The sequence below is a fragment of the Cycloclasticus sp. genome (assembly GCF_019090545.1).
GTDB lineage: Bacteria > Pseudomonadota > Gammaproteobacteria > Methylococcales > Cycloclasticaceae > Cycloclasticus > Cycloclasticus pugetii.
On the sequence record NZ_JAHRVT010000024.1, the window covers coordinates 61,463 to 75,712 of the forward strand.

Genomic DNA, 14,250 nt, shown 5'->3' on the forward strand with positions numbered 1-14,250 from the left:
GAATGAGTGATTTAATAGATGTAGCGGTGCCAGATATTGGTGATTTTGATGCTGTTGAGGTTATTGAAGTCTTAGTTTCTATCGGTGATTCAGTTGAGGTAGAACAAGCCTTGTTGACGTTAGAGAGTGATAAGGCAAGTATGGAAATCCCTTCATCAGCAGCAGGGGTGGTCGAAGAAATTTTAGTGACGGTTGGCGACTCTGTGGCAGAAGGCACTGTTGTCGTTCGCCTAAAAGAGCTTAACTCGTCAGAGCAAGCGAAGGCACCAGCTCAAGAAGCAGCAGCTGAACCAGTACAAGAAGAAGTAACAGAAAGCGAAATTAATATTCATGTCCCAGATATTGGTGACTTTGATGCCGTTGAAGTTATTGAAGTGAATGTCGCTGTCGGCGATGTGGTTGAAGAAGAACAATCGTTGTTAACCTTAGAAAGTGACAAAGCCAGTATGGAGATTCCTTCGACCTCAGCAGGTACCGTTAAAGAGGTTAAAGTCGCCGTCGGTGAGCAAGTCTCAGAAGGTGATTTAATTGTAGTTTTATCCGGCCAAGCGGCTCCAACAGTGAAGGCTGAGAGTCCGGCAAAGTCTGAGCCTAAAGCAGAAGAAAAAGCGCCGGCAAAGCCAGCGCCGAAATCGCAAACGAATACCAATACCAATGTTGCAGCGGCACCGGTGACTTCAAAACCAATGGGACATATTCATGCAAGTCCAACGGTACGCAAGTTTGCAAGAGAGTTGGGTGTTGATTTATCAACGGTTACCAAGGCAACAGGGCCTAAAGGCCGGCTTTTAAAAGAAGACATTAAACAACACGTTAAGCAAATTATTGCCGGCCAATCAGCGACGTCTTCATCAGTTGGCTCGGGGATTCCACCTATTCCAGAGGTTGATTTTACAAAATTTGGTGAAATAGAGGAAAAACCGCTCAGTAAGATTAAGCGCTTAACAGGCACGAATTTAACGCGTGCTTGGCTGAATGTGCCGATGGTGACACATCATGAGCTAGCAGATATTACTGATATGGAAGCGTTCCGTAAATCATTAAAAGCAGATGCTGAAAAACGGGGTGTGAAGGTCACGTTTTTAGCATTTATGATGAAGGCTTTAGTGGCTACATTAAAAGAGTTTCCACAGTTTAATGCCTCGTTATCGCCAGATGGTAATAGCTTGATTTATAAAAAATATTACAACATTGGTATAGCTGTTGCGACACCAAATGGGCTTGTTGTACCTGTCTTTAAAGATGTTGATAAGGTCAGTATTTTTGAGTTGGCTGAACAAATGGGCGTGATCAGTAAAAAAGCAAGGGATGGTAAGCTTTCGCCAAAGGAAATGCAGGGCGCATGTATGACGATCTCAAGCCTAGGTGGAATTGGCGGTACTGCTTTTTCACCAATTGTTAACGCCCCCGAAGTGGCGATCTTAGGTGCGACACGTGCAGAGATGCAGCCGGTCTGGAATGGTAGTGAATTTATCCCCCGCTTAATGCTTCCATTAGATCTCACTTATGATCATCGCGTGATAGATGGTGCGGATGCTGCCTCCTTTATGGTAGCGCTTTCACGTTATCTCAATGACATCCGTCGTGTGTTGTTGTAGGAGGATATGATGGCTAATCTAATAGATATAAAAGTTCCAGACATTGGTGAGTTTGATGACGGCGTAGAGGTAATTGATATTCAGGTCGCTGTGGGTGATAGCGTTGCGGTCGAAGACAGTCTTTTGACCTTGGAAAGCGACAAGGCGTCGATGGATATTCCAAGTACCTCAGCCGGTGTTGTGAAAGAAATAATGGTTGCATTAGGCGATAAAGTGGTTGAAGGTGATTTATTGATAAAGCTTGAAGCATCTGAGGCTATGGCGACGCAGGACTCGTCAGCTGCTGACGATATTCCAGTGGCAGAACCTGTTTCCACGCCGCCTGTAAGCGCAAATGAAAGTGCTGATCTGCATGTGGATGTACTGGTTATGGGCGCAGGTCCTGGTGGTTACACGGCGGCCTTTCGCGCAGCTGACCTCGGCAAAAAAGTGGCGCTTATAGAACGCCATGCCTCGTTAGGGGGCGTTTGCTTGAATGTTGGATGTATTCCATCAAAAGCACTATTGCACCAAGCGCAGGTTATTCATGAGGCGGCAGAAATGTCAGCACATGGCGTTACTTTTGAACCTCCGACGTTGGATATCGATGCTATTCGTGGCAATAAAGAGAACATTATTCAGCGCTTAACAGGTGGCTTAGCAGGCTTAGCAAAACAACGGAATGTTACGGTTGTGACAGGGTATGCGAATTTTGCATCCAGCCATTCTGTTGTGGTTGAAAATGAAGGCAGTAGCCAAACGATATCCTTCGATAATGCAATTATTGCAGCCGGTTCGCAGCCGGTTAAAATCCCTGGTTTCCCGTACGACGATGATCGTCTGATGGACTCAACAGGTGCGCTCGCTCTGGCCGATGTTCCTGAAAAAATGTTGGTGATCGGTGGCGGTATTATTGGTTTAGAAATGGCGACGGTCTATCATGCTTTAGGTTCAAAAATTAGTGTGATTGAATTAATGGATCAATTGGTAGCCGGCTGTGATAAAGACCTTGTTAAGCCCTTACATAAAAGATTATCGAAACAGCTTGAAAATATTTACTTGAAAGCAAAAGTAACGGCTATTGAGTCAACAGATGATGGCTTGAAAGTAAGCTTTGAAGGCGAAGGTGTGCCCGACTCAGCGGTATATGACCGAGTGTTGATGTCTGTAGGTCGTCGTCCTAACGGCAGTTTAATTTCGGCAGATAAAGCCGGTGTGAATGTAGATGAGCGCGGCTTTATTTCGGTCGATAAGCAAATGAGAACCAACGTACCACATATTTTTGCGATTGGTGATGTCGTTGGTAACCCTATGTTAGCGCATAAGGCAGTTCATGAAGCAAAAGTAGCCGCTGAAGTGATAGCGGGTGAAAAAGCAGCCTTTGACCCTATGACGATTCCATCGGTAGCATATACCGACCCTGAAATTTCATGGATGGGATTGACCGAAACAAAAGCAAAAGCGGATGGTATTAAGTACGAAAAATCTGTTTTCCCATGGGCAGCGAGTGGTCGCGCCTTGAGCATTGGCCGCGATGAAGGGATGACCAAAATCCTTTGGGATCCTGAAACAAAACGTATTTTAGGTGCAGGTATTGTTGGCACTAACGCAGGTGAATTAATTGCCGAAGCGGTTTTAGCATTGGAAATGGGTGCGGATGTTGACGATATGGGGTTAACCATTCATCCACACCCGACCTTATCTGAGACCTTGTGTTTTGCAGCAGAAATGCAGGCGGGTTCAATTACCGACTTATACGTTAAAAAGAAATAAGTCGGGTCAGGCGATGAGCGTATCACTGAATTTTGTACGACACGGTGAAGCGGGTAGGCCGATAATTATTTTACATGGGCTATTTGGTAGCGCGCGTAATTGGCAGGGAATTGCAAAGCAATTGGCAGAACGCGACACGGTATACAGCTTAGATTTACGTAATCATGGTTCATCTCCACATGCTGATGAGATGGGGTATGAATCAATGGCGGCTGATGTGCTAGCGTTTATGGCGCTTGAAGACATTAAAGAAGCGGTGGTACTAGGCCATAGCATGGGTGGGAAAGTTGCGATGCAACTGGCCCTCTCAGAGCCAAAAAAGGTGAGTCAATTAATTGTTGTGGATATGGCACCTGTGACGTATTCGCATAATTTCGATGATGTGTTGTTGGGCCTATATCATGTACCACTTGACAGCGTCGGCTCAAGAAAAGAAGCTGATCAGTACTTAGCTGAAAAACTAAGTACGCCCAGTTTAAGACAGTTTTTACTGCAAAACTTGGTGGCGAATACATCAGGGGGTTATCAGTGGCGAGTTAACCTTGCGAGCATTGAAAAAAGCATGCCTGATATTATGGGGTTTCCAGCAAATAGCCTTAAGAAGCAGTATGCGAATCGTACGTTGTTTATTAATGGTGGTCAATCAACCTATATGACGTCACGCTACCGAGAACCGACGAAAGAAATGTTTCCAGCCGCCGAATTTCAAACCATAGCTAAGTCTGGCCATTGGCCGCATATTGAATCACCGGTGGAATTTATGACGTTGCTTAATAGTTTTTTAAGTTAGAAGAAAAATATAAAGTTCTATTTTTATCTGCCGATATAGGCGGTATGAAGACGATTAAACACTATATATTCTTACTGGCAATGATGCTGTTTAGTGCGAGCACCTTTGCTCAGCAGTATCAGGCGCCAGTTACGCATTCACAATGGACGTTCTCTGGTAACAAAGTTGGGTGTTATATAACGCATGTTATTCCACAATATGGTGTGGGTGTTTTTGAGCAAAAGTCAGGTGAGCGTGTTAATTTTATTTTAAAAGCAGAGTCATACGTGCCACCAATTCACACGGCTATGTTGAGCTCTGTGCCACCTGTATGGATGCACGATGCGCCCTCACTTAAATTAGCAAAGGTTAAAACGAAAACCAAAGAATTGGTGGTTCAAAGTGATGTATCAGAACGTATGTTACAAGAACTATCCAATGGCCGTTTTCCACAGTTTAGTTATAAGGCGAATCAAGGTGGGCAGGTTAACGTAGCGATATCATCGGTTAACTTTTTGGATGTGATGGCGCAATTTGAGTCATGCCGCCAAAATCTACTCCCCTTTAGCAGGGACGATGTGCACCAGCAATTGTCGTTATTCAACTATTTAAGTACAACAATCACACATAAAAACCGCAAGCTGTTAAGCAAAGCGGTTACGTATGTAAAAGAAGCTGGTCAGTCAGAAAGAATTGACTTAGTTAGTGGCACAGAAGATTTTTCTGTCAAAGACGGTCGGCGCATTTATGATGGGCGGGTTCAGGCGTTACGCCAGTTCTTAATTAACGAAGGAATGCCTGAAGAGCAGGTTATTGCCTTAGATGACCCCGAAGCATTAGATACACCCGCCGCCAGTGTGCGGATGAAAGTGGCTGGCCCTGAGCCTTTTAAGCATATCTACTTTAGGTCCGGTTCAGTCAGCTTAAATGAGCGTGATAATAAAAAGTTAGACTACTTATTACAATATAGGCGTTTACAACATCCAGACGGGAAGATAGTGCTTAAAGGATATAGTGATAGTCAAGGTCCTCGTCAGATTAATATGGCAGTCTCCAAAAAGCGTGTTGAGGTAATAAAAAAATACCTCTTATCAAAGGGTGTTAAGTCAGATCAAATAGTGACTAAGGCGTATGGTGAAAGTCGCCCTACATCTAGTAATAGGTACCCTGCAGGGCGTCAATTAAACAGACGAGTGGATATTTCAATTTCAGGGTAGCGCCAAGTGGTCATGCAATCGGGTATAATTCGCGGATTATTTTTAAGTCGCGAGTGATCTCATGTCAAAGCAAGAAGTCAATAAAGTTGTTTTAGCTTATTCTGGTGGATTAGATACGTCGGTTATCCTTAAATGGCTAGAAGATGTATACAATTGTGAAGTGGTTACGTTTACCGCCGATTTGGGTCAAGGTGAGGAAGTAGAGCCAGCCCGTGAAAAAGCACGATCCTACGGCATTAAGGAAATTTACATTGATGATCTAAAGGAAGAGTTCGTCCGTGATTTTGTTTTTCCAATGTTTAGAGCGAATACAATTTACGAAGGTGAATACCTTCTCGGGACATCTATTGCTCGCCCGCTAATTTCAAAACGCTTAATTGAAATTGCTAATGAGACAGGAGCGGATGCCATTTCACACGGGGCAACCGGCAAAGGTAATGATCAGGTGCGTTTTGAGCTTGGTGCCTATGCGTTAAAGCCAGATGTGAAAATTATTGCGCCTTGGCGCGAGTGGGATTTAACCTCGCGTGATTCATTGCTTGCGTATGCTGAGAAAGCGGGGATAGCCGTTGAAATGAAACGTGGTAAAAAGTCGCCCTATTCGATGGATGCGAACTTGCTACATATTTCTTATGAAGGGGATATTTTAGAAGACCCATGGGTTGAGCCAGAAGAAAACATGTGGCGTTGGTCTGTTTCTCCAGAAGCAGCCCCCAGTGAGCCGACCTATATTGAACTGGAGTATAAAGGTGGTGATATTATAGCGATTGATGGTCAAGCGATGTCACCGGCTACCGTATTAGCGGAATTAAATAAAATAGGTGGGGCAAACGGTATTGGCCGTGCAGATATTGTTGAAAACCGTTATGTGGGTATGAAGGCGCGTGGTTGTTACGAAACCCCAGGCGGCACTATCATGCTAAAAGCGCATCGTGCCATCGAATCGATAACATTAGATCGCGAAGTGACCCATCTGAAAGATGAATTAATGCCACGTTACGCTAGCCTTATTTACAACGGCTACTGGTGGAGTCCAGAGCGTGAAATGTTGCAAACAATGATTAATGCGTCACAAGTTACGGTAAATGGACGAATTCGTTTGAAACTCTACAAAGGAAATGTGATTGTTGTGGGTCGTGAATCAGCCTCTAATAGTTTATTTGATGAAAACATTGCCACATTTGAAGATGATGGCGGCGCATATGATCAAAAAGATGCAGAAGGGTTTATTAAATTAAATGCATTACGCATGCGAATTGCGGCTAGGAAACGTTCTTAATCTTTATAGTCAAAAAAAGCCCTCTGGGATACAGAGGGCGATAAAGAACTCTTAATAGATTTGAGGTCGAAAAAGCAGCCATAGAAGGGAGATTCGGGCTGCTTTATGCCCATAGGGCATCAGCATGTTTGAAGTAAAAATTACTCAATCAGCTTTTAAGAGTTGCTGATAGCTTACCGAGATATGTGAGTCCTGAGAATGTGGCAAATTGTCGCAGAGGCTTTAACGTTTATTTTTGTGTGACGCTATAGAGGTGTGACAATTTGTCACATTTCAGAAAACCGATTCATTGGTAAAATCCACCTTGTTGTAAAAAAACAAAAACTAATTAGAGGGTTTATGAAACGGTTTAAATTAAGTTTATTATCATTAGCTGTCATTGCAGCTTTGCCAGTTAAGGCGGCTGATTATACAAATCAAACAATCATTGTAGAAGGTGCTAGCATGCGTCCGGGCGCATTCGGGATTGCACCAGAATCGTTAGCATTGAAAGATACTGCTGCGCTTCTAAAAAGAGTGCCTGGCGCTAATGTTAACCGTAATGGTCCGCTAACCGGTATAGCCTCATACCGAGGTCAATTTGGTGGTCGTATTAATGCAGTGGTTGATGGCATGTCTTGGAAAGAAGTTGGGCCAAACAGCATGGATCCTCCATTAAGCCATATACCAGCAGCATTAACCGATAAGCTGACCGTGTATCGCGGTATTGCGCCGATCAGTAGCGGGATTGAAACAATAGGTGGTTCAATGATCGCGGAGTCTCGTAAAGGAGAGTTCACAGATAGTGAAGAATTTGAGTTTCATGGTTTAGCGTCACTGGGGTTTAGTGAGGTAGATAACGGCTTAACCAGCAGTGTGTTGAGTGCATATTCGAATGATAGCCATCGTTTTTATGCGAGTATTAGCAAAGAACAAGGCGATGATTATGAGGTTGACGGTAGTCGTACAGTTAACCCTAGCCAATATGATCGTGATGCTTATACCATTGGTTACGGTACAAAATTTGGTGCACATGAGTTAGGGTTTAATTACAGTAATAATGATACCGGTCATACTGGCTCCGCTTCTTTACCGATGGATATCATCTGGGTTAGAGGCGGTATATTTTCTGCTGATTACAGTGTTCAGTTAGCTGACAATCGTTCATTAGAAGTCGATTACTATTATCAAGATATGCGTCATTTAATGAATAACTTTAGCTTACGTTCTAACGGTACGAACATGACCACCATGGCAGGTAGTAGCCGCACCCGTGAAAACCTAACAACAGTTGATGGGGGTGGCTTATCGGCTGTTTATAAAATGCCTTTTTCAAACGGTCACCTTAGCCTTGGTGTGCAAGGCGATCAATCGACGCATGACGGTTTTATTACTGATCCGAATAACCCAATGTTTGGCGTGGACAATTTTAACGGTGCTGAACGTAATCGTTACAGTGGGTTTGCAGAATGGAAAGGTGACGTCCAGCAGGGTTTAGAGCTTGAAACAGGCCTTCGATATACCCAAGTCAAAATGGACTCAGACGAAGTGGGGCACCACATGTACGGGAATATGATGATGATCGGGCCTCAAGTCACAGAATTGGTTGATAGCTTTAATGACGGAGATCGTTCTCAAACAGATCATAACTGGGATTTTGATGTTATTTTAAGGCAGTCGATATCAAGCGAATTAACAGCTGAAGTAGGTTTTGCACGTAAAATGCGTTCTCCCAGTTATCAAGAACGTTATTTATGGATACCGTTAGAAGCCACGGGTGGTTTAGCGGATAACCGAGTGTATATCGGCGATGTGAATTTAGAGCCTGAAACGGCCTATCAGTTTGAGCTGGGTCTAGAATATGCTGCTGGCGAGTTATACCTTGCGCCGCGTGCTTTTTATCACCGTGTGAATGATTATATTCAAGGTGAGCAAGTCACTGGTACAACTGCAAATATTGTGGCGGATGGCGCGAACAGTATTTTTGGCGGAGATACGGTGTTACAGTTCGGCAACGTAGATGCTGAACTGTATGGTGTGGATGTGGAGTGGGGCTATGAACTTACGACAGACTGGCGTTTGGATGGAACGGTGAGTTATGTGCGCGGTCGTCGCCGTGATGGAGGTGGAGATAATCTTTATCGGATAGCACCTTTTAATACGAGAACGCAATTAACGTTCGAACAAAATAACTGGTCATTAGCCACAGAGCTCGAAGCGTACAGTGCGCAAAATGACGTAGCTGCTTATAATGGTGAGCAAAAATCAGCCGGTTATGGGCTATTGCATGTTCGTGGTGAAATAGCACCTATTGCAGGCCTTAAAGTTGGGTTGGGGGTAGAAAATATTTTAGATAGAGATTTTGAAGATCATACCTCAGCTGTTAATCGGGCAATGAATAATGAAGATGTTGCAGTGGGTGACAAAATACCAGGCCAAGGACGCAATCTTTATGTCACAGCGAGCTACAAATGGTAAGTTGTAAGAACTAAGTTTTACATAACAATGGTAGTAAAAAGCCTAGGTGACGCCTAGGCTTTTTTATGCGGTATTGGAAAGCAATAAAATGCTAAAAGTATATAGAGAATGATAATTGTCTCGATTAGCTCAATTATTGTTTGACGATAGAAAAAGATGATGTTTTTATAGTGCCATTGATAAATTGGCTACCAAGTAGGTGGCTTTGTTTTTTTTTATAACGTAAAAATAATTCAGGAGAACGTGTATGAAGATTGAAGCAGCAGTGGTCCGGGAAGGTAAGGGTGACTTTAAAATTGAAACACTTGAGTTAGCAGAGCCATCTGATGATCAAATTTTAATCAAAATTGCTGGTGTTGGCTTATGCCATACCGACTTAACTTGTCGTGACCAGCTTTACCCAGTACCACTGCCTATGGTGTTTGGCCATGAAGGCTCGGGTGTGGTAGAAAAAGTAGGTAAAAATGTTAGTAAAGTAGCCCCTGGTGACCACGTCGTTTTAACTTTCTACACTTGTGGAAAATGTGACGCTTGCCTTAGTGGAGATCCTACTAGTTGCGCTAACTCTTTTGGCCCTAATTTTATGGGGCGTGCTCTTGATGGTAGCTGTACCATTCATGATCATGCTGGTGATGAAGTGGGTTGTAGCTTTTTTGGACAGTCTTCCTTTGCTACCCATGCGTTAGCTTATGAGCGTAATACAGTTAAAGTAGATAAATCAGCACCAATTGAGCTACTTGGCCCGCTGGGCTGTGGTGTGCAAACGGGTGCAGGCTCTGTACTTAATGCACTAAACCCACCTGCGGGTAGTGCGATTGCTGTTTTTGGTGCCGGAGCGGTTGGCCTTTCAGCGGTGATGGGCGCGGTAGTGGCAAACTGCACAACTATTATCTCAATTGACGTTAAAGAAAACCGTTTAGAGCTTGCTAAAGAACTTGGTGCAACACATACCATCAATGCTGCAGAGCTTGATCCAATTGAAGAAATTCAAAAACTAACCGGTGGTGCAGGTATTGCTTATGTGCTTGAAACCAGCGGTGTGGCACCTGTGTTGAGCCAGGCTATTATGTCATCTTGTGTGGGTGGTGAGGTTGGTATTGTAGGTGCACCTGCAATGGGCACAACGGTTCCTTTAGATGTTAACCACATGTTATTTAATCGTAAATTGCGTGGAATTATAGAAGGCGAGTCAAATTCTGATATCTTTATTCCTCGGTTGATTAGCCTGTATCAACAGGGTAAATTCCCGTTTGATAAGTTGGTTAAGTTCTATGATCTTGAGCAAATTAACGAGGCAGCGGAAGACTCAGAAAAAGGAACAACGCTAAAAGCGATTATGCGTCTTCCTAAGTAGTCACCTGTAGGGTATTAAGAAACCGGCGTTATATATAGTGCCGGTTTTTTTATGTCTGATATTTTTGTATTGGTATGGCATTGTTGCCTGTGCATTAGTCATATTTATTTTATGCTGCGCGTTAATTTCTATGACGTTTTAACCTAGAGCATGCTAGCTATTTAATGCTGACATTATATTGAGTAATATAATGTTCTCAGGCAGTGACGTCGTTCCAGCCTTGGTTTGCCAATAAGAACTGATCATGTGTCTAGTGGAGCTTCATTTTCAAAAGAGTGTGGCGATTGTTACTACGAATAATTAGCGGCGTTATGTGATTGATCCGCTAAACTAAATTAGGCTACTTTATTATTCAAAAAAACCGAGTAGATTGCTACTCGGTTTTTTTCTGAGTAAGAGGAAAAATTACGCGCTGACAGTTTCTTCTGTTGGTTCACCCAGCCAGTCAGGCCAACCAGCTGCTCTATTAGCTTCCCTTGCAAGCACTCTTTCTTCAGGTGTAGCGCGAGTCAGATCCCACTCTTTGAGTTTAGGTTGAGCAAGAAACTTAAACCAAATGGGCGGGATTAGGGCTGCATTGAAGGATAAAAACATGCTCGGGCCTTGTGGGCCATCAGGTGTTGGTTTTAGTTCATAAAACGGGATATATGAGTCTAGGTGATGATCGTTATGATTTGAAATTTCATATGCGAGCGGGCGAATAATGTAGGACAAGTGATTCCAAATATGACGTGATTCATAAGGTTGGCCCTCAACCCTAACTAAACCATTGTGTTGGAAGTAGTTAAAACCCTCAGCAAATAGTTTAGCTAGCATTAAGCCGAAAATGCTTATCACCATCGCATAAACGCCGCCGAACCAAGTAACGACTCCAATGAGGATAAACACTTGGACGATAGCACGTACTAAGCGACCACTCGGAGACCATAGGCTTTTATTAGTTTTTTTACTCTTTTCACGTTCTGCATGAATAAAGTCTTTATAGCTGCCAAAAGAGGCCCTAAACATATAGCTATAAATGTTTTCACCTCGTCTTGCGGTATCAGAGTCTTGAGGTGTTGCTAGGTTAACATGGTGGTTGTGGATATGAGCAACGTCACGAGTGGGGTCTAGAAAAAAAGTACCTAATAAGGTGGCAAAATAACGCCCATAATCTCTGCGGTGTAGTAACTCATGGGTAACAGGTACGTTGGGCATAGCGCCTAACAATCCAAGAGAAAGTACTGCGCCGACCATATCTATAACAGGGATAGAGCCTGTAGCCTGGACCGTCGTGTTGACCCAATGTACAAAGCTTGCATATAAACCAATCATAAAGAAGAGGTGAAGGTACAGAGGGATATTGACGATAAACGGGTGATTTATCTTGCGCATGTTCAGATCGGGTTTGGCTAAAACATCAAGAATAGTGATGGGTATCAGCAGCCCGACGCCGACCCAAACCCAGTGGCCTCCATGAGCAAAGCCCCAAATAGCAATGCAAACAAGAATGGTTCCGAAGTAGTATCGTAAATAATCCATAACTCCCTCCTGTAACGATTGATTTTATTTTTATTGGAATCAACACCCTAGCACAAAAGAAAATAAATAACTAACGGATGTTATTTTTTATTGATTGCTTTAAGAGCTTGAGTTAAGGTCTTTATTCTTAATTTCAATGAAAGGGCTTTAATTAAGTCAGCCGTTAGGTTTAAACACAAAAGGAAATGTAATGATCCGTTATAAAAAATTAGGTTATGTTGCGTTGGGTGTCACCGATCTGGAAAGGTCTATTACTTATTACCGTGATTTAGTTGGTTTGCAGCTTAACTTGCAAGAAGAGGGGGTGGCATATTTCTCTTGCAGTGATGACCATCATAATCTAGTGCTTTACCAAAATGATGTTGCGGGGTTAAAGCGCATTGCATGGGAAATGGAGAGTGATGCCGAATTAGATAACGCGGCTGATACGTTTAAAAAGCATGGCCTCGATGTTTATGAATTGCCAACCGAAGAAAGTAAGGGGATTTTCCAAGGACGAACATTACGTTTTATAGAGCCTAATGATGGTATATGTTTTGAACTTTATAACCAGCAATACAAGAGAGCAACAAGTTATCAGCCAACCGTCAGTAAAATTGCCCGTTTGGGTCATGTGGTCGTGAGTTTTTCTGATTGGGATGCCTCGATCAAGTTCTTTAGAGAAGTCATGAACTTTGATACCTCTGACTCGATTGATGGTTTTATAAACTTTATGCGGTGTTTTCCTAACCCTTACCACCATACGTTGGGTGTGAGTAATGCGAAATTAAGAGGCGATAGACCAGGCTTGCATCATGTTAATTTTATGGTGACAGACATGGATGATATTGGGCGCGCACTGAATAGAATGCCAGAAAATAATATTCCTATTGTATTTGGGCCAGGACGGCATCCACCCTCAGGCAGTATTTTTTATTATTTCTTAGATCCAGATGGAATGACTGTTGAATACAGTTTTGGCATGGAAGAATTTCCTGAAGAAAACCCACGGAAACCAAGGTCGTTAGAGCCTCGTCCAGATTCTGGTGATTATTGGGGAAGTGTACCGAAAGAAGATTGGGCTCAGGGTGGCGATATTTTACCGGCTAAACCACAATTGATAGGCCAGTTACTTTAAAAACCAGATTAGCCTTATAGGGGTTCAAAGTGATTATTGATGTACACACGCATGTGGTTCCTGAGTATTTCCCTGCATACTCTGGTAATAATGTAGCCACTCGATGGCCATCAATGGGCTGTTGTGATCAGCCGCATCATCGGTCAGTTTTAATTGCTGGCAAAACATTTCGAGAAGTCAGTCATCATAGCTGGGATGCCTCTCAACGTCTGCTTGATATGCAGGTGGAAAAGGTTGATAGACAAGTCTTGTCGCCAATGCCTGAGCTTTTATCCTATTGGTTTGATGTGGATGATGCTGTGCGTATGTGTGGGCATATGAATCATACGATTGCTAACATGGTTAATAGTTCTCCTGAATCCTTTTATGGCTTAGGAATGGTTCCCTTGCAAGACCCTGAGCGTGCAGCCAGTGAAATGTCACGTTTACGTGCTGATTATGGTTTATTGGGTATAGAGGTGGGTACAAATATTAATGGACGGCCCATTGGCGACCCTTTCTTTGAGCCCATTTTTGCGGCAGCGGTTGAGAATGGATTATCAATTTTTATTCATCCGTTACACCCAGCTGGGGTGGAAAGAGTTATAGGCCCGCCAGCCATGTCAGCTTTGGTAGCTTTTCCAAATGAAACAGCTTTCGCGGCAGCCTCTTTAGTCAGTGGGGGAATGTTGACCAAGTACCCAGCGTTACGTATTGGGTTAAGTCATGGTGGCGGTGGTTTTGCCATGATGTTGCCGCGAATGATGCAAGGGTGGGAAACAATGGGGCGTGATCTATTTGATGAATCGCCGATAGATATTGCACAACGACTCTACTACGACACCTTGGTGTACGATAATCAAACACTTCAGTATTTAATTGACTCATTTGGCATAGAGCAACTCATGGTGGGTACTGACTACCCCTTTGTCATTCGTGAGAAGTCGCCCGGCAAGCGGATACAATCTTTGGGGCTTAGTGAGCATGATATGTCGCTCCTTCAGTCTGTTAACGCACAACGTTTTCTAGCTTGCTCTAGGTAGGCAAAGCATTCATTCATATTTTTAACACTAGCATTTTATAAAAAATAATAATCACCTAAAGGAGATCATTCCATGAGAAGTGGTTCCACTAATTAGGACAACCTGCTTAGGAGTTATTTTCCCAGTTAATCATGCCGCGATTAACGGCATGATGGTTTCATAAT

At 43.2% G+C, this 14,250-nt stretch carries 10 protein-coding genes; 9 read left to right on the forward strand and 1 reads right to left on the reverse strand.

Annotated elements, in window-relative coordinates; translation table 11 throughout:
• Positions 1-2: 2 nt before the first annotated feature.
• The 7 genes from aceF to KUG63_RS04585 all read left to right on the forward strand — a co-directional run bounded on the left by aceF (position 3) and on the right by KUG63_RS04585 (position 10,426).
• Positions 3-1,598: a dihydrolipoyllysine-residue acetyltransferase gene (aceF, locus tag KUG63_RS04555; RefSeq protein ID WP_287554220.1), complete on the forward strand. Its 1,596-nt coding sequence runs from the start codon at positions 3-5 to the stop codon at positions 1,596-1,598.
• 9 nt (positions 1,599-1,607) lie between these two features.
• On the forward strand, positions 1,608-3,350 hold the full coding sequence (gene lpdA, locus KUG63_RS04560) for a dihydrolipoyl dehydrogenase (RefSeq protein ID WP_020162608.1): 1,743 nt from the start codon (positions 1,608-1,610) through the stop codon (positions 3,348-3,350).
• A gap of 13 nt (positions 3,351-3,363) precedes the next feature.
• A complete protein-coding gene (locus KUG63_RS04565; protein ID WP_020932066.1) occupies positions 3,364-4,140 on the forward strand; it encodes an alpha/beta fold hydrolase in 777 nt (258 codons plus the stop codon).
• A gap of 44 nt (positions 4,141-4,184) precedes the next feature.
• Positions 4,185-5,336 carry an OmpA family protein gene (locus tag KUG63_RS04570; RefSeq protein WP_041932871.1) on the forward strand — a complete coding sequence of 384 codons (1,152 nt, stop codon included), beginning with the start codon at positions 4,185-4,187 and terminating at the stop codon, positions 5,334-5,336.
• Between the two features lie 61 nt (positions 5,337-5,397).
• Positions 5,398-6,615 (forward strand): argininosuccinate synthase, encoded by a 1,218-nt coding sequence (locus KUG63_RS04575; protein ID WP_020932068.1) that lies wholly within the window; start codon positions 5,398-5,400, stop codon positions 6,613-6,615.
• Between the two features lie 339 nt (positions 6,616-6,954).
• The gene (locus KUG63_RS04580; protein ID WP_287554223.1) at positions 6,955-9,072 is read left to right on the forward strand and encodes a TonB-dependent receptor; all 2,118 of its coding nucleotides are present in this window, start codon (positions 6,955-6,957) and stop codon (positions 9,070-9,072) included.
• A gap of 247 nt (positions 9,073-9,319) precedes the next feature.
• On the forward strand, positions 9,320-10,426 hold the full coding sequence (locus KUG63_RS04585; protein WP_277642229.1) for an NAD(P)-dependent alcohol dehydrogenase: 1,107 nt from the start codon (positions 9,320-9,322) through the stop codon (positions 10,424-10,426).
• A gap of 405 nt (positions 10,427-10,831) precedes the next feature.
• Here the strand turns inward: KUG63_RS04585 and KUG63_RS04590 are convergent, their stop codons facing one another.
• Positions 10,832-11,947: a fatty acid desaturase gene (locus KUG63_RS04590; RefSeq protein WP_287554225.1), complete on the reverse strand. Its 1,116-nt coding sequence runs from the start codon at positions 11,945-11,947 to the stop codon at positions 10,832-10,834.
• 190 nt (positions 11,948-12,137) lie between these two features.
• Between KUG63_RS04590 and KUG63_RS04595 the strand changes: the two genes are divergently transcribed.
• Together KUG63_RS04595 and KUG63_RS04600 are read left to right on the forward strand one after the other, a co-directional pair.
• The gene (locus KUG63_RS04595; protein ID WP_020162604.1) at positions 12,138-13,064 is read left to right on the forward strand and encodes a VOC family protein; all 927 of its coding nucleotides are present in this window, start codon (positions 12,138-12,140) and stop codon (positions 13,062-13,064) included.
• A gap of 29 nt (positions 13,065-13,093) precedes the next feature.
• A complete protein-coding gene (locus tag KUG63_RS04600; RefSeq protein WP_016390523.1) occupies positions 13,094-14,086 on the forward strand; it encodes an amidohydrolase family protein in 993 nt (330 codons plus the stop codon).
• The last annotated feature ends 164 nt before the right edge of the window (positions 14,087-14,250 follow it).

Coding starts and splice junctions, on each gene's coding strand:
- KUG63_RS04575 (WP_020932068.1), top strand. CDS start 5,398: ATGTCAAAGCAAGAAGTCAATAAAGTTGTTTTAGCTTATTCTGGTGGA.
- KUG63_RS04585 (WP_277642229.1), top strand. CDS start 9,320: ATGAAGATTGAAGCAGCAGTGGTCCGGGAAGGTAAGGGTGACTTTAAA.
- KUG63_RS04590 (WP_287554225.1), bottom strand. CDS start 11,947: ATGGATTATTTACGATACTACTTCGGAACCATTCTTGTTTGCATTGCT.
- lpdA (WP_020162608.1), top strand. CDS start 1,608: ATGGCTAATCTAATAGATATAAAAGTTCCAGACATTGGTGAGTTTGAT.
- KUG63_RS04580 (WP_287554223.1), top strand. CDS start 6,955: ATGAAACGGTTTAAATTAAGTTTATTATCATTAGCTGTCATTGCAGCT.
- KUG63_RS04565 (WP_020932066.1), top strand. CDS start 3,364: ATGAGCGTATCACTGAATTTTGTACGACACGGTGAAGCGGGTAGGCCG.
- KUG63_RS04595 (WP_020162604.1), top strand. CDS start 12,138: ATGATCCGTTATAAAAAATTAGGTTATGTTGCGTTGGGTGTCACCGAT.
- aceF (WP_287554220.1), top strand. CDS start 3: ATGAGTGATTTAATAGATGTAGCGGTGCCAGATATTGGTGATTTTGAT.
- KUG63_RS04570 (WP_041932871.1), top strand. CDS start 4,185: ATGAAGACGATTAAACACTATATATTCTTACTGGCAATGATGCTGTTT.